Here is a 21813-nt window from a genome sequence, read left to right on the forward strand (position 1 = left end):
GCCCTTGTCTTCACACCATAGCCTGATATAATAGGTATATCAAATGAAAGGGAGGTCTTATGAAAGTTCGGATTGAATTAGATGACAGCTTAGAACAAGTCGAAGTGATTATCAGAAGCAATCAGTTAGGACCAGAGTTGGAACAAATCCAGCAAGCACTGAGTCGCCTGAGTCGTCCTAGCCTGGTTTTTTACAAGGGCACTAGTGAGTATTTCTTGAAACTAGAAGACCTACTCTTTTTTGAAACCGATGGGACTAAGCTGATGGGGCATACTAGAGATGACGCCTATGAAGTCAAGATGAAGCTCTATGAACTGGAAGATTGTCTCCCTGCTCATTTTTGCCGGGTTTCCAAGTCAACCATTGCCAATAGCAAGGCCATCTACTCGCTGGACAAGTCCTTTTCAGGGACTAGCCGGATTTCCTTTTATAAGACCCACAAGGAGGTCCATGTGTCGCGGCATTATTACCATTTATTAAAAGAGAAGTTACAGGAAATGAGGTAGGACGATGAAAAAATATGGTTTAGGAATTGCTCTGCTGGTCTTGGCAGGCTTGGTTCTGTTTAGGGATTCACTAGGTTTGCATTTGGCCATGCCCTTTTGGACCACTGTCTGGTTTGTTTTAACTTTTGTGACTGGTTTTCACCGCTTGGTGAAGCTGGATTGGCTTGCCAGTATCTTTTGTTTTGGTCTAGCTTTTATAGCAGTGAACTCTGCCTATGAATGGGTGGAATTTGGGACCTGGAATATGGTTCTGTCACTTGTCCTGCTGTGCCTTGGTTTGAAACTGATTTTTAAACCGAAGAAGCGCAGACCAACTCATGGAGTTGGTACAGGGGTGATTGGCGACAAGGGTAGGGAAATAGCTTTTGGCTCCTCTACTCGCTATATTCATGAGGAAAATTTTACCTACGATAGTGTGGAGGTGGCCTTTGGCTCCAGTATGGTTTACTTTGATCAGGCGATTATTCTGGGCGATACGGCTGAATTTCATATCGATGCGGCCTTCGCGTCAGTTGATCTGTATCTGCCTGCTAACTGGCAAGCTGTTGTACAAGTAGACAGCGCCTTGTCAACCACTAATAATTATGCATCTGAGCCAAAAGAAAAGATTCTTTTGGTAACTGGTGACCTAGCCTTCTCAAGCTTAACCATTTATTCTATATAAAGGATGAAGAGGAAAGTCTTTCCAGGCTCCTCTGTAAGATAAAATATCTGAATATTCTGAAAATAAAACAAAGAAAGGGATTATCATGAAAAAGATTTTGAAAAATGCTACCTACCTATGGGTACTGACGGCGGATATGCTGTCCAATTTTGGTGATGTTGTCTATTATCTGGCCTTGATGAACTATGTTTTACTGGTGCCCAACAGCCGTCTGGCACTGGCGATTGTGACCTTCTCGGAAATCTTCCCTAGCTTTATGGGCCTCTTTACAGGCTATCTGGCAGACAAGACGGTCAACAAAATCAGTACTATCAAGCTGACCCTCCTCTTCCGTGTGGCCCTCTACCTCATCCTCGGATTCTGCATGGGCTTTGTGCCATCCCTCTGGATTGTCGTGGTGGCTGCAAGCTTCAATGTCTTTGCAGACTTCGCTGGCTTCTATGAAAACGGCCTCTATACACCTCTGGGATTACGCGTAGCGCCCAAAGAAGAGCGGGAGCAGTACTCGGCCTTTCGCCAGACCGTTACCAGTCTCCTCAACATCGCCTTTCAGGCCCTCTCTGCCCTCTTGGTCGGCCTCCTCTCCTACCAAAACCTGGCCTTTCTCAACGCTGGCACCTTTTTGGCTGCTCTCCTCATCATGCAGCTGCTGACGCCGGCCTTTCGTAAACTCCTGACGGAGCAGCCTTTAAAAATAGCAGAGCAACCGAGTCAGACCGAGCAGGCAACCAAGGGTCCGGGCATTCTAGCTTCTTTCAAGCAAGCCATCGTGGAGCTGCGCAAGATCCCCGAGTTTCGCCTGGTCCTGATTACCAGCCCCATAATCAACGCCTGTGGAGCGATTCTCTATCCTATTCTGGTCCTGCTGATTAGCGAAGACTCAAGCCTTGTTTTTCTCAATGTTGAGACCACCCTTGCCCTGACAATTCTGATCTTCTTTGTCGGCAACATCTTGGGTTCGACCTTGGTCTTTACCCTTTTCAAAAAGACCAGCATGGTGACGCTTGAAATAGCAGCCACCTTCTCTCTACTAGGAGTATTTGTGGGAATGTTGCTTCATCAACTGCCAATTATTTTCTTCTTCCTTACTACAATGGGAATTAGTTCTGGAGCTAGCGGTCCCAAGTTTAATGCCAAGTTTGTCAATTCCATGCCAGAGGAACAGTTGGCGACCATTGGCGGAGCGGTATCGACCTATTTTATGCTAGGTCAGGCCTTTACTCGACTATTGGTATCAGGTCTGGTCTTAGTCTTAGCTGTCGATCAGATTAGCGGACTTTTCCTAGCGGCAACTGGCTTGTTGGTCCTCTATGTCCTCTACTGGCTGTCTAGTAACCAAAAAACACCTCAAAATCAGTCTATCTAGGCTGATTTTTTCTATCTTCTTGTTGTGTTCTATGCTATAATGTTCTTGATTGAAATTTTACAGGAGAGAAACATGACTAAACCAATTCGTGTGCGTTACGCACCAAGTCCAACGGGACTTTTGCATATCGGAAATGCTCGTACAGCATTGTTTAACTATCTTTTTGCCCGTCATCATGGCGGTACTTTCCTTATTCGTATCGAAGACACAGACCGCAAGCGCCATGTGGAAGACGGCGAGCGTTCTCAGCTTGAAAACCTGCGTTGGTTGGGTATTGACTGGGATGAGAGCCCAGAAACTCATGAGCAGTACCGTCAATCAGAGCGTTTGGATATTTACCAAAAGTATGTTGATCAGCTCTTGGCAGAAGGCAAGGCCTACAAGTCTTATGTGACAGAAGAAGAATTGGCAGCGGAGCGTGAGCGTCAAGAAGCTGCGGGCGAAACACCTCGCTACATCAACGAATACCTGGGTATGTCTGAAGATGAAAAAGCAGCCTACGTTGCAGAGCGTGAGGCAGCTGGCATTGTCCCAACTGTTCGCTTGGCCGTCAATGAAACTGGAATTTACAAGTGGAATGACATGGTTAAGGGCGAAATCGAGTTCGAAGGTGTCAATATCGGTGGTGACTGGGTTATCCAGAAACGTGATGGCTATCCAACCTACAACTTTGCCGTGGTGGTGGATGATTATCTCATGAACATCTCGCACGTTATCCGCGGAGACGACCACATTGCCAATACACCGAAGCAACTCATGGTCTACGAAGCACTTGGTTGGGAAGCACCAGAGTTTGGTCACATGACCTTGATTATCAACTCTGAGACTGGTAAAAAACTGTCCAAACGTGATACCAACACCCTTCAGTTTATCGAAGATTACCGTCGTAAAGGGTACATGCCTGAAGCTGTTTTCAACTTTATCGGTCTCTTGGGTTGGAACCCTGGTGGTGAAGAGGAAATCTTCTCCCGTGAGCAATTTATCCAACTCTTCGATGAAAATCGTCTCAGCAAGTCACCAGCAGCATTTGACCAGAAGAAAATGGACTGGATGAGCAATGAATACATCAAAAATGCTGATTTAGAAACTATTTTCAACCTTGCCAAACCTTTCTTGGAAGAAGCGGGTCGCTTGACAGACAAGGCAGAAAAATTGGTGGAACTTTACAAGCCACAAATGTCATCTGCAGATCAGATCGTTGGTTTGACAGACCTTTTCTTCTCTGATTTCCCAGAATTGACAGACGAGGAAAAAGAAGTCATGGCAGGTGAAACGGTACCGACTGTCCTCAATGCCCTCAAGGAAAAATTGGAGGCCATGACGGACGAAGATTTCCAACCAGATAACATCTTCCCACAAATCAAGGCTGTTCAAAAAGAAACAGGCATCAAGGGCAAAAACCTCTTCATGCCTATCCGTATCGCCGTTTCAGGCGAAATGCACGGACCAGAGTTGCCAAATACCATTTACCTGCTCGGCCGTGAAAAATCTATCCAGCATATTGATAATATGTTGAAGAGTTTGTAAGATAAATAATCCCCGCTGTCCTGTGATAGCGGGGATTTATCATAGTTTGAAGCTATAACACTTGCGTTGAAAACGGTATAACGATTTTCTGAAAAACTGTGTTATCATAAATAAATCATTACTATTTAGGAGAGTTTATGGAAAATCATAATTTTGAAAATCAAGGCACCTTTAACCGAGAAATGAACAGCCGTCATTTGCAGATGCTGTCCATCGGTGGGGTAATTGGTACAGGTTTGTTCTTGAGTTCAGGCTATACCATTGCACAGGCTGGACCTTTCGGCGCTGTTGCTGCTTATCTTTTTGGGGCTGTTATGGTTTATTTGGTCATGTTCTCTCTAGGGGAGCTTTCTGTAGCCATGCCAGTAACAGGCTCCTTCCATACCTATGCTACTAAGTTTATCAGTCCTGGTACTGGTTTTATGGTGGCATGGATGTATTGGCTTTGTTGGGTCGTTGCTTTGGCATCACAGTTCGTAGGAGCAGCTCAGCTTATGCAACGTTGGTTTCCTAGTGTACCAATTTGGATTTTTGCAACGATTTTCGCGGTCATTGTCTTTGGTTTGAACACGCTGTCTGTCGGCTGGTTTGCTCGAGCAGAAGACGCACTTTCCTCTGTCAAAGTCTATGCCATTATGGCATTCATCATTTTAGGAACCTTGGCGATTTTTGGCATCTTGCCTTTTGAGGGGACCAATGCTGCGCCGCTCTTCAATAATATTACAGCCCAAGGCTTACTTCCTAACGGTTTGGTTGGTTTTATTTCGGTCATGCTATCTGTTAACTATGCCTTTTCAGGTGTGGAAATGATTGGAATTGCCGCAGGGGAGACAGATAATCCTAAGAAAGCTGTGCCACAAGCTATTAAATCGACCATCGGTCTCTTGGTTATCTTCTTTGTTTTGACTATCGTGGTCTTAGCAGCTTTGCTTCCCATGTCAGAAGCAGGTGTGACAGAAGCACCATTTGTACTTGTCCTAGACAAAATTGGTTTTCCTTACGCTGCTGACATTATGAACTTCATCATTTTGACGGCTATTTTATCTGCGTCCACTTCAGGTCTCTACGCTTCAAGTCGTATGCTTTGGTCCTTGGCCAATGAAGGCATGATTAGCAAGGAATTGGTAAAAATCAACAAGCATGGTGTTCCAATGCGTGGGATGATTTTGTCCATGATTGGTGTTGTCGTTGCCTTGATTGCATCAATTTATGCAGAAGAGACCATTTTCTTGGCCTTGGTTTCTATCGCTGGTTTTGCAGTTGTCATTGCTTGGTTGGCTATTCCGCTTGCACAAATCGGTTTCCGACGTGAATTTTTGAAAAACAATAGTGTAGATGAATTGGAATACAAGACACCATTTTCACCGACTTTGCCATGGATTACAGTTGTTTTGCTGGTTATTTCCATCATCGGAATTGGCTGGGATCCTTCTCAGCGTGCCGGCCTCTACTTTGGTGTACCCTTTATGATTGGTTGCTATATTTATCACTATATTCGTTTTAAAAAGTGGTAGGGGGTTCTAGAATGAGTCGTTTTAAGGAATTATTAGACAATCAAGAGTTTGTTATTTTACATGGTGCTCTTGGGACGGAATTGGAATTTCGAGGTCATGATGTATCAGGTAAGCTCTGGTCTGCCAAGTATCTGTTGGAGAATCCCCAGCTAATCAAGGACATTCACAAGGACTATATTCGTGCTGGAGCAGATTTGGTCACGACATCAACCTATCAAGCGACTTTTGAAGGTTTGGCGGAAGCTGGTTTGTCACAGGCTGAGGCTGAAAAGTTGATTCGTCTGACAGTTGATTTGGCTAAGGAGGCTCGAGACGAGGTTTGGGCTGACTTGTCGGAGGTTGAAAAAGGACAACGAACCTATCCCCTTATTTCAGGTGACGTTGGTCCATACGCGGCCTATCTAGCCAATGGTTCAGAGTACACAGGTGATTATGGCAACATCAGTTTAGCGGAATTGAAGACTTTCCACCGTCGTCGGATAGAGCTCCTCTTAGAACAGGGGGCAGAGCTCTTGGCCTTGGAGACCATTCCCAATTTTCTCGAAACACAAGCCTTGGTAGAGTTGCTGGCAGATGATTTCCCAAATGTCGAAGCCTATATCAGCTTCACCTCGCAGGACAGTCAGTCGATTTCTGACGGAACATCAATTGAGAAAATAGCAGAGCTGATTAACAGCAGCGAGCAGGTTTTAGCAGTTGGTCTTAACTGTACAGCACCGTCTCTTTACCCAGCCTTTCTCAGTCAGTTGAGAGAAAAAACGGATAAACCATTTGTCACCTATCCAAATTCAGGGGAGGTTTATGATGGAGCCACTCAAGCTTGGAAGGAAAAGGCTGATGATAGCCATTCCCTATTGGACAATACTCTTGCTTGGCATAAGCTAGGAGCTAAAGTGGTTGGAGGTTGTTGCCGAACCCGACCAGCTGATATTGAAAGTCTAGTTGCTGGATTGAAATAAATGAATCCCCGCAGTCCTGTGTCGGCGGGGATTTTGTTATAAATTCTGTAATTTTTCCTCAATCTGCAGGAGTAGGTTTTCTAAATTTTCCTTATGTTCTTGGAGCAGGAGGATTTGTTTTTCACGGTCGACAATTTCGTCCAGTATGACCTGTTTGTTTTCTTTTAGCTGTTCGAGACTGCCGCATTTGGTGTCGTGAAGTTCTTTGATACGGATAATAGCTTTCACAGATAGGCCTAACTGGTGAAGTCCTAGTATATTTTCTAGGTTGTTGATTTCTTCTTCGTTCCAGTAGTAGTTACCGTTAACCAGCTGAGGTTGTAAGAGTTCTTGTTCGATGTAGAAACGAAGCGTATCACGTTTGATACCAAATTGTTGCATAACTTATCCTGTTTTCATAATCTCCTCTTGACAGTGCCTTACCCCCTCATGATACATTGATGGGAAAGGAGTTATATATGGTCATTGTTGTTAAATGCTTGATTGTGCTTTATTTGGGGCTGTTGCCTGTGTCTGCTTGGGTTTATCGCAAGCAGATGCCCAAGTGGTTACTAGCTTTGTATGCCTGCCCAGTGTTGCTCAGTTTGTTGGGCTGGCAGACCAGTTGGGGTTTTCTGTTGGGGTTGGCTTTAGCTTGCGGGGTACGCGTTTTAGGAGGTCGCCTGATTTTTGGGGAAAATCATCTTAACCATTTTCTTTCTCATCTGGCAGTCAGTCTGGTCTTGGCTTTAGGGCTTTTCCTGTTCTAAAAATAACCTCTCCACATAGTCCTTCTGCCTTGGAATGACTAGCTCTGTTTCCAGAAAATCTTTCAGTTTTTCTTGTGGAACCCAGATGTAGTGGCTGGTTTCTTCGGCTTGGAGTTGGATGGCAGATTTGTCCCAGTCGGTTTCAGCCCAGTAGCAGTGGAAGATACACTGATCATCATGGGCGATAAAGTGTGTATGGTGGCGGAGCTGGTTAGTTGTCAGTTCAATGCCTGTCTCTTCGCGGACTTCACGTAAAATGGCCTGCTCTGCTATTTCCCCAAACAAGGCCGATCCTCCTGCTGTCGCTTCATAATAGTCAGGGTAGGAGGGCTTGGTGCTGTCGCGTTGCATAAAGAGGGTGCTGCCGTCACGGTGGCGGATGATGCACTCGACGACTAGGTGGTAGAGACCGTTGGGAATGGCTTGACCGCGCGTGAGGGTGTGGTCGGTCAGTTGGCAGTCAGCTGTGTAGGCGTTCCAGATTTCCATGTTTTGCTCCTTTTCTATCCTTCTATTATAGCATAGGCAGTTTTCTTGTGCGCTTGTACGGACAAATCTGTGATATAATAGGGTGACGATAGAAAAGGAGAATTTTATGCAAGCCATTATCCCTCATCTCTGGTATGATACAGAGGCAAAAGAGGCTGTGGCCTTTTATGTGGACCTTTTCGGTGGCAAGATTGACTGGACCTATACCATTACGGATACTCCATCAGGTGATGCGGATTTGGTCCAATTCCAACTGGGCGATATGACCCTGGCGGCGATTAGCGCGGGGCCTTATTTCAAGCTCAATGAGTCCATGTCCCTCATGGTGTCGGTGGCTGACAAGGCAGAGCTGACCCGCCTTTATGAAGCCCTATCAGACGGTGGTCGTGTGCTTATGCCTTTGGCAGAATATCCCTTCAGCCCTTACTATGTCTGGTTGGAAGACCGCTTCGGTTTGTCTTGGCAATTGTCCTATGCACCGGACTTGGACAAGCCCTATCAATTTGATATCTGCCTGCTTTTCTCCAGGACCAGGTCGGTTTAGCCGAGCCTATGTTGGACTACTACAAGGATAAGCTGCCTCAAGCTCGTCTTGGTCGCTTGTCTTACTATGGCGAAGAGGCTGCGGTGGCTGCTGCCAAGTTAAATTATGCGGAGCTGTTTATCGGAGACCAAAAAATGATCGCTATGGACCACGGTTACGGTGGCGAGGCCTCTTTCAACGAAGCCTTCTCGCTCATGGTCTATGTAGACAGTCAGGAAGAAGCAGAAAGTTGGTATGAGAAGGTCTCGGCAGTTCCAGAAGCGGAGATTTGCGGTTGGGCCAAGGACCAGTTTGGGATTTCCTGGCAAATTGTGCCGCGTATTTTGATGGAGGCATACGATACGGCTAGCCCAGAAAAGGTCAAGGCAGTCAATGCGGCTGTGATGACCATGAAACGTTTGGACATTGCGACCATACAAGAATTACTGAATCAAAAAGCTGACTAGAGTCAGCTTTTTTAGTTATTTAAATAAAAAAGAATAAAAATACAATTTTCTCTTGAAATTTGAATAAATATGCAGTATACTATGACTACGTTTCAATCAAACGAATGAAAAAAAGAGGGAATAGATATGTCAAAAGAAAAATTAATCTTAGCTTATTCAGGTGGTCTTGATACTTCAGTTGCGATTGCTTGGTTGAAAAAAGACTATGATGTCATTGCGGTTTGTATGGATGTTGGAGAGGGCAAGGACCTTGACTTTATTCATGATAAGGCCTTGTCAATCGGTGCTATCGAGTCCCATGTATTGGATGTAAAAGAAGAATTCGCCCAAGAATATGTCCTACCAGCCCTACAAGCCCATGCCTACTATGAGCAAAAATATCCGCTGGTATCGGCTCTCAGTCGTCCCTTGATTTCTAAAAAGTTGGTGGAAATGGCTCATCAGACAGGAGCAACCACCATCGCCCACGGTTGTACTGGTAAGGGAAATGACCAGGTGCGGTTTGAGGTAGCCATTGCAGCCCTGGATCCAAGTTTGAAAGTTGTGGCTCCTGTTCGTGAGTGGAAGTGGGCGCGTGAAGAGGAAATTATCTTCGCCAAGGAAAATGGTGTACCAGTCCCAGCTGACCTGGACAGTCCTTACTCAGTCGACCAAAACCTTTGGGGTCGTGCCAATGAGTGTGGAGTTTTAGAAAATCCATGGAATGAAGCGCCAGAAGATGCTTTTGGCATCACTACTTCTCCAGAAAATGCGCCAGATACTCCTGAGTATGTCGATATTGAGTTTAAAGCAGGTGTTCCCGTTGCTGTAAATGGTGAAGAGTTAAGTCTGGCTAATCTCATTCAAAAACTCAATGTCATTGCTGGTAAGCATGGTGTGGGTCGGATTGACCACGTGGAAAATCGTTTGGTCGGAATCAAGTCGCGTGAAATTTATGAGTGTCCAGGTGCTATTACCCTTCTGACAGCCCACAAGGAAATTGAAGATTTGACCCTGGTGCGGGAAGTATCGCATTTCAAACCGATTATTTCAAATGAACTCTCTAACTTGATTTACAATGGTTTGTGGTTTAATCCAGCAACAGATGCCTTGAAGGCCTATCTTGCTCAGACCCAGGCAGTTGTTAATGGCACCGCAAAAGTGAAATTGTATAAGGGGTCAGCCAAAGTGGTTGCTCGGAAATCTCCAAATTCCCTTTATGACGAAGATTTGGCAACCTATACCAGTGCAGATACTTTTGACCAAGATGCAGCAGTTGGTTTCATCAAGCTTTGGGGCTTGCCAACCAAGGTCAATGCGGAAATTCATAAAAAGAGCTAGAAAGTAGGAGATTATGGAAGCAAAGAAATTATGGGGTGGTCGCTTTGAAGCCAGTCTAGAAGAATGGGTTGAAGAATTCGGGGCTTCCATCCGCTTTGATCAAAAACTGGCCAAGTATGATATTCAGGGTTCTTTAGCCCATGTCAAGATGCTCGGAGCCACAGGGATTATCAAGCTTGAAGAAGCCCAGGCTATTCAAACTGGTCTGGAAGAATTGTTGGCAGACTACGAGGCTGGCAAGTTAGTGTTTGATATTCGAAACGAAGATATTCACATGAATATCGAAAGTCTATTGACGGAGAAAATAGGTCCAGTTGCAGGTAAACTCCACACAGCCCGTTCTCGTAATGATCAGGTAGCGACGGATATGCACCTCTATCTGAAGGACACCCTCTTTCAAGCTGTAGATAAATTGACCAACCTACGTCAGGTTTTACTAGACCTTGCACAGGAGCATGTGGAAACAATCATGCCTGGCTATACCCACTTGCAACATGCCCAGCCTATCAGCTTTGCTCAGCACTTGTTGGCCTATTACAACATGTTCAGCCGAGACAGTGAGCGCTTTGCATTCAATATGTTGCATACAGATTTATCCCCACTTGGTGCGGCGGCTTTAGCAGGGACGACCTTTCCGATTGATCGTCAGATGACGTCGGATTTAATGGGATTTGCCAAGCCCTATAGTAATTCTCTCGATGCTGTGTCTGACCGTGATTTTATCCTGGAATTTCTGTCGAATGCCAGTATCCTCATGATGCACATGTCGCGCTTGTGTGAAGAGATCATTAACTGGTGTTCACATGAATACCAATTTGTCACCCTATCCGATACCTTTTCAACAGGTTCTTCCATCATGCCTCAGAAGAAAAATCCAGATATGGCTGAGCTGATTCGGGGGAAAACAGGTAGAGTTTATGGGAACTTAGTTGGCCTATTGACGGTCATGAAATCCCTGCCTTTAACCTATAATAAGGATTTGCAGGAAGACAAAGAGGGAATGTTTGACACGGCAGAAACGATTTTAGTATCTATCGATATTTTGGCAGGGATGTTGCAATCGATGACGGTTCATAAGGAAAGGATGGCTCAATCAACAGAGAAGGATTTTTCAAATGCAACTGAATTGGCAGACTATCTAGCAAACAAGGGAATGCCCTTCCGCCAAGCGCATGAGATTGTTGGAAAACTGGTCTTGGAATGTAGTAAGGCAGGACACTATCTTCAGGATGTTCCATTGAAACATTATCAGGAAATTTCATCGATTATTGGACCGGATATTTATACAGCCTTAGAGTCTAAGACTGCAGTCTCACGAAGAAATTCGCTAGGTGGAACTGGATTTGAATCGATTCATTGGCAAATTCAACAAGCAAAAGAGCAATTACTAGCTCCAAAAAGCCTCTAAACGTGATGTTTATTGGCTTTTTTGAATTTTATGGTATAATAGAAGTAATTTTGAAAGATGGAGTTCAGTTTTGAGAAAAACCTACCGTGTTAAACGAGAGCGTGATTTCAAGGAGATTTTTAACAAAGGTAAAAATGTAGCCAACCGTAAATTTGTTGTCTATCATCTGCCACAGGACCGGGACCATTTTCGGGTCGGTCTATCGGTTAGCAAAAAACTTGGAAATGCAGTCACTCGCAATCAAATCAAGCGCCGTCTGCGCCATGTGTTACAGGAACTCAAACCCTTTCTTCAATCAGAAGACTTTGTCATCATTGCACGAAAGGGTGTGGAAGAATTGAGTTACCAAGAAGTCTACCAAAACCTGCTTCATGTTTTAAAACTAGCCAATCTATTCCAGGAAGGTGAAACTCTTGAAAAAGAAAGTTAAGTGGGCTAGCCTCTCTGCCTTTGTCCTTTTATTTTTGTCAGCATGTGGGACAGGTGAAGTGACCAGCCAGTCAACAGGAATCTGGGACCAGCTTATTTACTGGTTTGCCAGCATGATTCAATTTTTGTCCATCAATGGCCAAATTGGTATCGGGATTATCCTCTTTACCATTTTGATTCGGACCCTGCTCTTACCCCTCTTCCAAATCCAAATGGAATCCAATCGGAAAATGCAGGACCTTCAACCACAACTACGTGCCCTCCAAGAGCAGTATCCAGGGACAGACTTAGATAGCCGTCAGGCCTTGACAGAAGCGACACGAGCACTTTACAAGGAACACGGTGTCAGCATGCGATCGTCCATGATGCCTCTCTTTATTCAGTTGCCGATTTTGATGATTCTTTACAATGCCTTGACTAGTGTTGAAGCATTGAAAGTAGGGCAATTTCTCTGGTTGAACCTTGGCGAAACGGATCCTTATTTTATCCTACCACTACTGGCTGCTGCCCTGACATTTGCCAGCAGTTGGCTTACCAATAAAGCTGCGCTGGAAAAAAATGGGGCTTTGACGGTGATGATGTACACCATGCCCTTGGTAATTTTTTTCTTTGCTATCAATGCCGCAAGTGGTGTCGCCCTTTACTGGACCGTTTCAAATGCCTATCAGGTCTTCCAAACCCTGTTATTAAACAATCCATTTAAAATCATCGCAGAGCGTCAAGCCAAGATTGATGAAGAAAAAGAACGGCAGGCGCGGATTCGACGGGCTAAGAAAAAAGCTGGGAAAAAGAAATAGGAGATTAGGAGAGAAGAAGATGAAATTTACAGGATCAAGTGTAGAAGAAGCCATACAGAATGGTTTGCAGGAATTGGATATTCCACGTAAAAAAGCACATATCACCGTCATCGCTCGCGAGAAAAAGGGTTTCTTTGGCTTTGGGAAGAAGCCAGCTGTTGTTGATATCGATGTGATCAATGAAACAACGGTTGTCAAAGCCAATCAAAAAGCGGTTCGTGGCGTCCCTTCAGAGATTAACGAGCTCAATGAACCGGTAAAAAGTGTTTCAGAAGCAACGATTGACCTTGGGAAGGTGGTTGCAGCTGTGAAAGAATTTGAGAAGTCTGGTGAGGTACTGGATGACCGCATCAAGGCTCAGATTTTGAAAAATGAAAAAGATGCGAAGACGATTTTGGAAGAAACAGGTCGTATCGAAATCATTCAAGATGATGTGATTGCAGCCCAAACTAGTTCAGAAACCGTGCCAGCAGAGGAAATAACTGAGCCAGCAGCAGTTCAACAAGAATTTGCTGATTTAGATATTCCAGTTCAGGAAAGTTACCAGATTGAAGAAGTGGTGGAGCAGGTGACAGCCTACATCCAATCCATTTTGGATGATATGGATGTGGAAACCACTATCGACAGTAGTCACAACCGTCGTTCGATCAATTTGCAGATTGACACCAATGAACCAGGGCGTGTGATTGGCTACCATGGTAAGGTTCTGAAATCCTTGCAACTCTTGGCGCAGAACTATTTGTTCAACCGTTACGAGCGCAATTTTTACATTTCTATCAACGTGAATGACTACGTTGAGCACCGTGCAGAAGTCTTGCAGGGCTACGCCCAAAAATTAGCAGAGCGTGTCTTGTTGGAAGGCGAAGCCTACCACACAGACCCAATGTCTAGCAGCGAGCGGAAGATTATCCACCGCATCATTTCGAAAATGGAAGGTTTGACCAGCTACTCAGAAGGTAGCGAACCAAATCGCTATGTTGTCGTAGATGTGGATAGTCAACGCGATTAGGAATCGCTTTCATATTGAATTTCATAACTTGATGAAAGAATAGCTTGACAAAGCAACCGATTTTCGGTAAAATAGCCTGGTATGTTTAGTAACTGATCAAAACTAGCCGGCTAAACGAATACAAGAATCTAAGAGGAGGTATTCATCGTGAAACGTACTTTTCAACCAAGTAAAATCCGTCGTGCTCGTAAACACGGATTCCGTAACCGTATGTCAACTAAAAACGGCCGTCGCGTATTAGCAGCTCGTCGTCGTAAAGGACGCAAAGTGCTTGCAGTGGCATAAGATGAAACAAATGAAACCAACAGAAACTCGAGTCTGTTGGTTTTTTTGTTGCTATTGGGAAAGGATAAAGCGTTCAATGGCCTTGGCAACGCCTGCCTGGTCGTTGGTGGTGGTTGTAAAATCTGCTAGGCTTTGGATGGCTGCTGTTGCGTTGCCCATAGCGATTCCAAGCCCTGCCATGGTGAGAAGTTCAGTGTCATTGTTGCCATCGCCAATGGCCATAATCTGCTCTGGCTCAATCTGAAGTTTGTGGGCAAGGGCTAAGACAGTACTTCCCTTATTGACACCCTTGGGCAGTATTTCAAAAGCATGGTCTAAGCTACGTACGGGATGGTAGTGCTGAGATAGGTTAGCTTCGTAGCGTTTTTGGAAGGCGGTCAGCCGCTCGGTTTCGCCCATGAAAATCGGAACAAGGACGGGTAATTGTAGGGCTAGAAAGTCATCCAACCGGCTATGATAGAGGACAGATGATTCAACCTGAGCATCTCGGATGGCAGCTGCATTGAGATACTTGCCCAAGGCATAGTTGGCGTGAGGGGTGAAGAGGACCAGATTCAGGTCTGGAAAGTCTTCTAAAAGAGCGTAGAGAGAGGAAAGTTGCTCGGCAGGTACCGAGTGATAGTCTAGGATGGACCAGTCTTTGGTTGCCAAGGTCAAGCAGCCATTGTTGCCAATAGCATAAGGCTGCTCGGGGATATCAAGTTGTTCAAAGTAATCCCTGATCCCTGAAATGGGTCTGCCCGTTGCCAATAAGATGGTCACTCCCAGTTGGCTGGCAGCTTGAATAGCAGCCTTGTCCTGAGGGTGAATCGTCTTTTCAGAAGTCAGTAAGGTGCCATCTAAATCAATGGCTAAGAGTCGAATCATGAAGTACCTCCTAAGTAGGCTCATTGTACCATACTTGTCTGGCGCATACAAGATTAGGTCCTCCATGGGACTTGTGGTACAATAAGGGTATGACACTACAAATTTTTGATACACACACCCACCTCAACGTAGAGCAGTTTGACGGTCGGGTTCAAGAGGAATTAGATTTTGCCAAGGAAATGGGGGTCACCCTCCACAATGTGGTCGGTTTTGACCGAGCAACCATTGACAAGGCTATGGAGCTTGCTGACCAGCACCCTGAAATTTATCTGACACTGGGCTGGCATCCGACAGAGGCTGGCACCTATGATGAGGAAGTAGAAAGCTACTTGCTTGAGGCACTCAAACATCCCAAGGTCATTGCCCTGGGGGAGATTGGGCTGGACTACTACTGGATGACGGCGGATAAGGATACTCAGGCTCGTGTTTTCAAGCGACAGATGGAGTTGGCCAAGCAGTTGGATTTGCCCTTCGTGGTTCATACTCGCGATGCTTTGGAAGATACTTACCAGATCATCAAGGAAGTCGGCGTCGGTCCGCGTGGAGGCATCATGCATTCCTTCTCTGGTACGCTGGAGGAGGCTCAGGCCTTCATGGACCTGGGCATGCACATTTCCTTCTCGGGAGTAGTGACTTTCAAAAAAGCCGTCGAACTTCAGGAAGCGGCGCAAGCATTGCCCCTAGAAAAAATCCTGGTCGAGACGGATGCGCCCTACCTGGCCCCAGTTCCTAAGCGTGGTCGGGAAAATCGCACCGGCTACACCAGATATGTGGTGGACATGCTGGCCCAGCTTCGCAACCAGTCGGTCGAAGAAGTGGCGAAAGCGACCTACGAGAATGCAAAGAGGTTGTTCAGAATTGACTCAGAAAATTAAGATACAGGAAGTCCTCGTTGTTGAAGGCAAGGATGATACAGCAAACCTAAAACGATTTTATGAGGTGGATACCTACGAAACCAGAGGCTCTGCCATATCAGACGATGACTTGGAACGCATCGAGAAACTCCATGACCTGCGTGGCGTCATTGTCTTTACTGACCCAGACTACAATGGGGAGCGGATTCGGAAGATGATTATGCAGGCTATTCCCACGGTCAAACACGCCTTTTTACAGCGGGACGAGGCCAGGCCCCAGTCCAAAACAAAAGGGCGGTCCTTGGGCATTGAGCACGCCAACTTTGAGGACTTGGAAAAAGCCCTCGCAGGCGTGCGTGGTTACTACGATGATGAAAATAACTTTGACATCACCAAGTCAGACCTAATGCGCCTAGGCTTGCTTATGGGTGGGGACAGCCGCAAGCGGAGAGAGTATCTAGGAGAACGCTTGCGCATCGGCTACTGCAACGGCAAGCAACTACTCAAACGCTTAGAACTCTTTGGGATTGGTCTGGCGGAAGTGGAGGAGGCGATGGGGACTTTCGTTGAAGGGAGTAAGAAATGAAGCGGTTGAAAAAAGAGCGGGGTCAATATCGTAAGCTTCAGAATCTATTGAAAGCTATGAGTCATATTTCTTGGTCGATGTGCTCGGAAGATGCTCTATACGATCATTTCCATGTGCCAAGTAGCCCGTTCATACAATCAACGAAAACTAGACCAGCAATCAAAAGACAGTTTTGTCAGGAGTGGGAGATGTTGACGGAGCGGTTTATAGCTGGCAAACCAGAAGAGCTCCGCTTTTGTAAGGTCGTATCAATTTTGTGCCTACCAGAGTTGTGGAGTTCGCAGTTGATTGTGTTTTATGACCAAGATTGCTATGAACGATTTTTTAAGAATCCAAGATGGTATCGAAATCTGGATCAGTCTATTCTTATAAATACAAGAAATCTGTGGCTGACATCGGTAGATAAATGTATCGTTGCAGATGAATTGCAGGCTGATGATGGAACGTTCCTCCAAGGAGAAGCAATTTTTTTAGGAGAGTTTCCTAGTTGGATAGGTGAAAGGTATAACGAATAAATTATTGAAGTGAGGGAGTATGAGCAGGATGGAACACGTTATCCTAACCAATATGTGCATGATTACAGACGGTCAGCAGGTATTAGTCCAGGATAGGAAGTCTGAAAAGTGGCCTGGAGTGACTTTTCCAGGTGGCCATGTCGAATGTGGAGAGAGTATTATTTCCTCCGTCATTCGCGAAATCAAGGAAGAAACGGGCTTGATGGTATCCAATCCCGAACTCTGTGGCATTCAAAACTGGACAGACCCTACTGACCACTATCGCTATCTAGTATTTTGCTACAAAACCAGTCTTTTTTCAGGCTCTATCCAATCTTCAGATGAGGGCGAGGTCTTCTGGATTGACCGTGCGGAGCTGAGGAATGTTCAGCTGGCAGACGGTTTTGAATCCATGCTGGAAATCTTTGAACAGCCACAGCTGACGGAGAATTTTTACTGGTTTGAAGACGGCGAGTGGAAGGTGGAGAATAAGTGAGGAAAGATATGAGTAATACTATAGACAAGGCATGGGAATTCTTTTTTGAAGGCAAGGTGTTAGAGGCTAAGCAATTACTTGAGAAAGAGTATCGAGTTGAAACTTGTTTGGATTATGCTGGTCTCAATCTATTTGCCTACCTTTATCTTGAGAAAGAAAACTTTGATAAAGCCTTACTAGCCTGCCAACGCTATGTTCAATTAGCTCGAAAGGAACAGAACGCTGAACAAGAACATATTGGACTACATCAGCTAGCCATGGTCTATCGGAGTCAAGGAGACTTTAAGAAGGCTTTGGAGTTAATCGAGGAAGAGGCTACATTGCTAGCAACTGAATTTTCAGAAGACAAATTGAAATGGTCGGTTAATGACTATGAACAAGGCTATTTACGATTGCAATTAGGAGAGCTAGACTCAGCTTTGCATTTTATGAAACGAAGTTTAGAGAATGCTTTAATGACAGACGACCTCATTGCCCAAGCTTGTGCCTATCGAGGCTTGGGGGAAATCTATGCTACAAACAGAATAACTGATTTAGCTGAACAAGCATTTATGCAATCCATTACTGCTTTTGAAGAAGCAGATGATGATATTGGGGCGAACGAAGTTAGAGAATTGATGGCTACCTACAGAATTATTTAGAAAGAACACACATGAGAATCGCAGACAAAAACGTTACTCGTGCCGTCCTTGAACGCCACGGGTTTACCTTTAAGAAATCCTTCGGTCAGAACTTTTTGACCGATACCAATATTTTACAGAAGATTGTGGACACGGCAGAGATTGACCAGAATGTCAATGTCATCGAGATTGGACCTGGCATCGGGGCCTTGACCGAGTTTTTGGCGGAGAATGCTGCTGAGGTCATGGCTTTTGAGATTGACGACCGCCTGATTCCGATTTTGGCGGACACCTTGGGCCGCTTTGACAATGTGACCGTGGTCAACCAAGACATCTTGAAAACCGACCTGCAGACCCAGATTCAGAATTTCAAAAATCCTGACCTACCTATCAAGGTCGTGGCCAATCTGCCTTACTACATCACCACCCCAATCCTCATGCATCTGATTGAGAGCAAGATTCCCTTCAGCGAGTTCGTGGTCATGATGCAGCGGGAGGTGGCCGATCGCATTTCTGCCGAGCCAAACACCAAGGCCTACGGCAGCCTGTCCATTGCGGTCCAGTACTACATGACTGCCAAGGTGGCTTTCATCGTGCCTCGCACCGTCTTTGTGCCCGCGCCAAACGTGGACTCCGCCATTCTCAAAATGGTTCGCCGCGAGCAACCCCTTGTGAGCGTCAAAGACGAAGATTTCTTCTTCCGGGTGTCCAAGGCCAGCTTTGTACACCGCCGCAAGACCCTGTGGAACAACCTGACCAACCATTTCGGTAAGTCCGAAGAGGTCAAGGACAGGCTGACGCAGGCACTTGGCATGGCAGAGCTGGAAGCCAGTGTCCGTGGAGAAGCACTTTCCATGGCTGACTTCGCACGTTTATCTGACAGCCTCCAGGAAGCAGGTTTAGCATGAAACTATCGCAGGCAGTCAATCGATTAGCCCAGTTTTGTGGACCGCGGAATCTGTCCTCCTTGACAAAACAAGCTCTCCAAGCAGAGCAAGGACTAGAACAGGTAGATGTTCTAGCCTTTTTTGTCGGCTCCATTCTAGCAGGTGGCGACCAACTGGCAGAGGCTATTCGGAATAAGCTTGCTAAAACCTACGTCATCGTAGGTGGAGCAGGTCACACGACCGACGGACTTCGCCAACAGGTGCGGGACCATTTTCCCCAGCTGGATCCAATTGGCTTGACCGAGGCAGAGATTTTTCAAGCCTACTTGGAGCAGAAGTATGGCCTGTCAGCTGATTTGCTAGAAACCTAGTCCATCAACTGCGGCAACAATGTTATCGTTATTTAGTTGACTTTTATTACTTCGTTAACTCGCCTTGCCTAACTTCAGTTATGCCTGCGGCTCGTTGCCTAGTACTAAAAGTAAACTAAAAGACTGCACATATAAACTGGACTTGCTGGCTGAGAGGGGCATTGATTTTCAGTCCATTCTGCTCATGCAAGATGCCACCATGCAGCGTCGGATGTGGGCAACGATGAAGAAGTACGCAGCGGGTAAGCTCTTGCTCAACTACGCCAGCTACCAAGTGACTGTCAGGGAGGAAGAGGATCAGCTTCAGTTTGATAATGCTCCCTTTGGCATGTGGGACATGGACCGCTACCTCAGCCTGCTTTTAGGTGAAATTCCCCGCCTGCGAGATGATGAAGAGGGCTACGGACCAAGGAGGCTGGGCTCAAGTCCAGCCTCACTTCTCAGAGTTCGTGTCAACACCTCAGCGCAGTGGTTGATTGGCAGATTTGTTCGTATTTCATACTCCAAATCTGACCTAATCAACTGTGCGGGGGTGAGAAGACGAACTCTTTTTTGACCAATTGAGTTCTTTCTCACTCCCATCGACATTCCAGAAGAAGTTCAAGCCAGCTACCAACTGGTCCAGGAAAAGACAGGCCTAACCAGCCGTAAGGCCAATCCTAAGTATGCAGGGTACGTAAAAACCAAGTCAGATGTGACTTGGTTTTTTGTGAAAAATCAAACAAATATAATGGGAGTGTGGTAAAATAAATAAGTGGTGACGATGTTTAGAGTTGAGATTTAGTTCCAGTCGCCTGTCCATGCTTGTATCTACTAGTGTTGGCCATACAAACCAGACAATAAGAGGAGGAGTTATGAAAAAGATCATCTATCAATTGAGAACAGTGATTGCCATTCAGTTGATTTTCCATATCTTATATAGTTTGACCAATGTCGTCTTGCCTGAGTTAAATAAGTATCTTTTTGATCATATTTTTCAGATAGGCTGGACAGGGCTTGTCTGGCTCTTGTTGGCCTATGCCTTGACCATTATTGCTAATTCAGTTTTTCAGTACATTTCCCAGGTTTATGAGTGGAAGGTGTCTCAGGGTTTCTATGTCACGGCTAAAAAAGGCCTGGCAAACCGCTTGTTATCACAGCCTTTATCCAAATTTTCAGAGAAGAATGTCTCTGCCTATCTGTCCATTTTTGACAACGATTTGGAAACCATTGAGGAGAGTTATCTGAGTCCTTTCATGGACATTATCCGCTCTAGTTTGAGCATGCTCATCTATGCAGTTTCCCTCTTTCTCTTTGTTCATCCGTTGGTTGCGGTAGGTATTATTCTATCTTCTGCTTTAGCAGTCTTCATTCCCAAGTGGATTTCTGGTCCTCTTTCTCAGCGTCAGCGGGCATTTTTACAGAGTTTGGAAGGGTATTTTCAGGTGGTGACTGACCTCTTTTCTGCTAAGAATCGTGTTAATACCGAAACTTTCGGCTCCATCAGTCGTGTCCACCATCGGTCAGTAGTAGAAAGTGAACAGGCCCGTTTTCGCTTTGGGCAATTTAAGACCCTGGCCAATGTCGTCAATGGATTTTCCATGTTTTTGGTGCAATTAACGGCTTTTGGCTTGGTCGGCTACCTCTTGCTACAAAAAAAGTTGACCATCGGTGCTGCCATTGCGACTTTTAGCTATGTTGAAAATTTCATCTATCCCATGAAATACATCCTTTTGGATGTCAATTATATCCATTCGACCAAGGAAACGGTCGCTAATTTAGAAGATTATCTTGCTGGTCAGGTCTTGTCTGAGCAAGTGCCGAGCTATCCCAAGGTGACAGCTTTGGAAGTCAGGGATGTGGCCTATCGTGTGGGAGAATTAGCGGTAGCAGATTTTTCCTATCGGTTTGACAAGGGGAAAAAGTATGCCATCATTGGCCCGTCAGCTAGCGGGAAATCGACTTTTCTACGAGTGTTGGCAGGGGAACTGGCTCTGGACATGGGAAGTGTTTCCTATTTGGAACATGATGTTTCACATGAAATGGAAGCAGCTACCGCCTTCTATCTTAGCCAGTTTGAGCATCTTTACCATACCGATTTTGAAAACAATGTGTCTGTTTTTGGAACCTATGAGAAGGGAAGAGATGTCATGCTTGGCTTGTTAAGGAGCTTGCCAACGAGTTTACAGGACACCTTGCGTACAACAAGCGATCCCAGTCTCTTGAGTGGTGGCGAGAAAAATACCCTGTGTCTGCTCCGTGCCTTGATGAGCGGCAAGGACATCTTGCTCTTGGATGAACCGACCGCCCATTTAGACCCTGCCTTGACCAAACAGGTCTTGACCCACCTTTTGCAGTTGGAGGACAAACTTATCATCACCATCTTGCATGAATCAGACCCAACTATCCTAGACATGTTTGATGTGGTTTTGGAAATACGTGATGGGAAATTGAGTGAGAAGATATAAAAATGACCCCAAGTCATCAACTTTGACTTGGGGTTATCCTTTATAAATAATGCGGAGGAAGGGATTTGAACCCTCACACCCGATGGGCACATGCGCCTGAAGCATGCGTGTCTGCCGTTCCACCACCTCCGCTTGTTTTTTATTATACTATTTTTTTCTTGACTTGGCTAGAGGGAACA

The 21813-nt window shown here is 45.5% G+C and carries 25 protein-coding genes, 1 tRNA gene and 1 pseudogene; 23 read left to right on the forward strand and 4 right to left on the reverse strand.

What is annotated here, in order from left to right:
• Nucleotides 1-59: 59 nt before the first annotated feature.
• The 6 genes from JNG37_RS04475 (at nt 60) to mmuM (ending at nt 6536) form a co-directional block, all read left to right on the forward strand.
• Nucleotides 60-506 carry a LytTR family DNA-binding domain-containing protein gene (locus tag JNG37_RS04475; protein ID WP_105117236.1) on the forward strand — a complete coding sequence of 149 codons (447 nt, stop codon included), beginning with the start codon at nt 60-62 and terminating at the stop codon, nt 504-506.
• Nucleotides 507-510: 4 nt separating this feature from the next.
• Entirely contained in the window at nt 511-1170 is a 660-nt protein-coding gene (locus JNG37_RS04480) for a LiaF transmembrane domain-containing protein (RefSeq protein ID WP_158456384.1), read from the forward strand.
• Between the two features lie 85 nt (nt 1171-1255).
• Nucleotides 1256-2536 carry an MFS transporter gene (locus JNG37_RS04485; protein WP_158456386.1) on the forward strand — a complete coding sequence of 427 codons (1281 nt, stop codon included), beginning with the start codon at nt 1256-1258 and terminating at the stop codon, nt 2534-2536.
• Nucleotides 2537-2608: 72 nt separating this feature from the next.
• The gene (gltX, locus tag JNG37_RS04490; RefSeq protein ID WP_158456388.1) at nt 2609-4063 is read left to right on the forward strand and encodes a glutamate--tRNA ligase; all 1455 of its coding nucleotides are present in this window, start codon (nt 2609-2611) and stop codon (nt 4061-4063) included.
• A gap of 137 nt (nt 4064-4200) precedes the next feature.
• Nucleotides 4201-5577: an amino acid permease gene (locus JNG37_RS04495; protein ID WP_158456390.1), complete on the forward strand. Its 1377-nt coding sequence runs from the start codon at nt 4201-4203 to the stop codon at nt 5575-5577.
• An 11-nt stretch (nt 5578-5588) separates the two neighbouring features.
• Entirely contained in the window at nt 5589-6536 is a 948-nt protein-coding gene (gene mmuM / locus JNG37_RS04500; protein WP_158456392.1) for a homocysteine S-methyltransferase, read from the forward strand.
• Nucleotides 6537-6572: 36 nt separating this feature from the next.
• Here mmuM and JNG37_RS04505 read toward each other — a convergent pair whose 3' ends face one another.
• On the reverse strand, nt 6573-6917 hold the full coding sequence (locus tag JNG37_RS04505) for a helix-turn-helix domain-containing protein (protein WP_238336256.1): 345 nt from the start codon (nt 6915-6917) through the stop codon (nt 6573-6575).
• Between the two features lie 77 nt (nt 6918-6994).
• Between JNG37_RS04505 and JNG37_RS04510 the strand changes: the two genes are divergently transcribed.
• Entirely contained in the window at nt 6995-7285 is a 291-nt protein-coding gene (locus JNG37_RS04510; RefSeq protein WP_158456394.1) for a hypothetical protein, read from the forward strand.
• Here the strand turns inward: JNG37_RS04510 and JNG37_RS04515 are convergent.
• Nucleotides 7265-7774 carry an NUDIX hydrolase gene (locus JNG37_RS04515; RefSeq protein WP_158456396.1) on the reverse strand — a complete coding sequence of 170 codons (510 nt, stop codon included), beginning with the start codon at nt 7772-7774 and terminating at the stop codon, nt 7265-7267. The genes JNG37_RS04510 and JNG37_RS04515 overlap by 21 nt on opposite strands.
• Before the next feature lie 106 nt (nt 7775-7880).
• On the opposite strand from JNG37_RS04515, the pseudogene JNG37_RS10070 reads away from it, so the two are divergent.
• The 7 genes and pseudogenes from JNG37_RS10070 (at nt 7881) to rpmH (ending at nt 14012) form a co-directional block, all read left to right on the forward strand.
• Nucleotides 7881-8764 (forward strand): annotated as a pseudogene (locus tag JNG37_RS10070) (VOC family protein).
• 126 nt (nt 8765-8890) lie between these two features.
• On the forward strand, nt 8891-10084 hold the full coding sequence (locus JNG37_RS04525) for an argininosuccinate synthase (RefSeq protein ID WP_158456398.1): 1194 nt from the start codon (nt 8891-8893) through the stop codon (nt 10082-10084).
• A gap of 13 nt (nt 10085-10097) precedes the next feature.
• Nucleotides 10098-11492, forward strand: coding sequence for an argininosuccinate lyase (gene argH / locus JNG37_RS04530; RefSeq protein ID WP_158456400.1), 1395 nt, complete (start codon nt 10098-10100; stop codon nt 11490-11492).
• 70 nt (nt 11493-11562) lie between these two features.
• Nucleotides 11563-11922: a ribonuclease P protein component gene (gene rnpA, locus JNG37_RS04535; protein ID WP_158456402.1), complete on the forward strand. Its 360-nt coding sequence runs from the start codon at nt 11563-11565 to the stop codon at nt 11920-11922.
• Complete coding sequence (locus JNG37_RS04540) at nt 11906-12718, forward strand: YidC/Oxa1 family membrane protein insertase (protein WP_158456404.1); 813 nt, start codon at nt 11906-11908, stop codon at nt 12716-12718. The genes rnpA and JNG37_RS04540 overlap by 17 nt, the downstream gene beginning before the upstream one ends.
• Before the next feature lie 19 nt (nt 12719-12737).
• Complete coding sequence (gene jag / locus JNG37_RS04545; protein WP_158456406.1) at nt 12738-13727, forward strand: RNA-binding cell elongation regulator Jag/EloR; 990 nt, start codon at nt 12738-12740, stop codon at nt 13725-13727.
• A 147-nt stretch (nt 13728-13874) separates the two neighbouring features.
• Nucleotides 13875-14012: a 50S ribosomal protein L34 gene (rpmH, locus tag JNG37_RS04550; RefSeq protein WP_018368178.1), complete on the forward strand. Its 138-nt coding sequence runs from the start codon at nt 13875-13877 to the stop codon at nt 14010-14012.
• Between the two features lie 51 nt (nt 14013-14063).
• On the opposite strand, the gene JNG37_RS04555 is transcribed toward rpmH, so the two are convergent.
• Complete coding sequence (locus JNG37_RS04555) at nt 14064-14879, reverse strand: Cof-type HAD-IIB family hydrolase (RefSeq protein WP_158456408.1); 816 nt, start codon at nt 14877-14879, stop codon at nt 14064-14066.
• An 89-nt stretch (nt 14880-14968) separates the two neighbouring features.
• On the opposite strand from JNG37_RS04555, the gene JNG37_RS04560 reads away from it, so the two are divergent.
• The 9 genes from JNG37_RS04560 (at nt 14969) to JNG37_RS04600 (ending at nt 21634) form a co-directional block, all read left to right on the forward strand.
• A complete protein-coding gene (locus JNG37_RS04560; protein WP_158456410.1) occupies nt 14969-15754 on the forward strand; it encodes a TatD family hydrolase in 786 nt (261 codons plus the stop codon).
• A complete protein-coding gene (gene rnmV, locus JNG37_RS04565) occupies nt 15717-16319 on the forward strand; it encodes a ribonuclease M5 (RefSeq protein WP_187321621.1) in 603 nt (200 codons plus the stop codon). Before JNG37_RS04560 ends, rnmV begins: the two co-directional genes overlap by 38 nt.
• A complete protein-coding gene (locus JNG37_RS04570; protein ID WP_158456414.1) occupies nt 16316-16834 on the forward strand; it encodes a DUF3916 domain-containing protein in 519 nt (172 codons plus the stop codon). The genes rnmV and JNG37_RS04570 overlap by 4 nt, the downstream gene beginning before the upstream one ends.
• Before the next feature lie 19 nt (nt 16835-16853).
• Nucleotides 16854-17309: an 8-oxo-dGTP diphosphatase gene (locus JNG37_RS04575; RefSeq protein ID WP_158456416.1), complete on the forward strand. Its 456-nt coding sequence runs from the start codon at nt 16854-16856 to the stop codon at nt 17307-17309.
• An 8-nt stretch (nt 17310-17317) separates the two neighbouring features.
• On the forward strand, nt 17318-17950 hold the full coding sequence (locus JNG37_RS04580) for a tetratricopeptide repeat protein (protein ID WP_158456418.1): 633 nt from the start codon (nt 17318-17320) through the stop codon (nt 17948-17950).
• 11 nt (nt 17951-17961) lie between these two features.
• Nucleotides 17962-18837 (forward strand): 16S rRNA (adenine(1518)-N(6)/adenine(1519)-N(6))-dimethyltransferase RsmA, encoded by an 876-nt coding sequence (gene rsmA, locus JNG37_RS04585; protein WP_158456420.1) that lies wholly within the window; start codon nt 17962-17964, stop codon nt 18835-18837.
• Entirely contained in the window at nt 18834-19187 is a 354-nt protein-coding gene (locus JNG37_RS04590) for a hypothetical protein (protein ID WP_158456422.1), read from the forward strand. Before rsmA ends, JNG37_RS04590 begins: the two co-directional genes overlap by 4 nt.
• Nucleotides 19188-19329: 142 nt before the next feature.
• Entirely contained in the window at nt 19330-19743 is a 414-nt protein-coding gene (locus JNG37_RS04595) for a hypothetical protein (RefSeq protein WP_158456424.1), read from the forward strand.
• 298 nt (nt 19744-20041) lie between these two features.
• Nucleotides 20042-21634, forward strand: coding sequence for an ATP-binding cassette domain-containing protein (locus tag JNG37_RS04600; RefSeq protein WP_158456426.1), 1593 nt, complete (start codon nt 20042-20044; stop codon nt 21632-21634).
• A 50-nt stretch (nt 21635-21684) separates the two neighbouring features.
• On the opposite strand, the gene JNG37_RS04605 is transcribed toward JNG37_RS04600, so the two are convergent.
• Nucleotides 21685-21766, reverse strand: a tRNA-Leu gene (locus JNG37_RS04605).
• Nucleotides 21767-21813: the final 47 nt, after the last annotated feature.

Source organism: Streptococcus suis, from assembly GCF_016775005.1.
In the GTDB taxonomy this organism is placed as follows: domain Bacteria; phylum Bacillota; class Bacilli; order Lactobacillales; family Streptococcaceae; genus Streptococcus; species Streptococcus suivaginalis.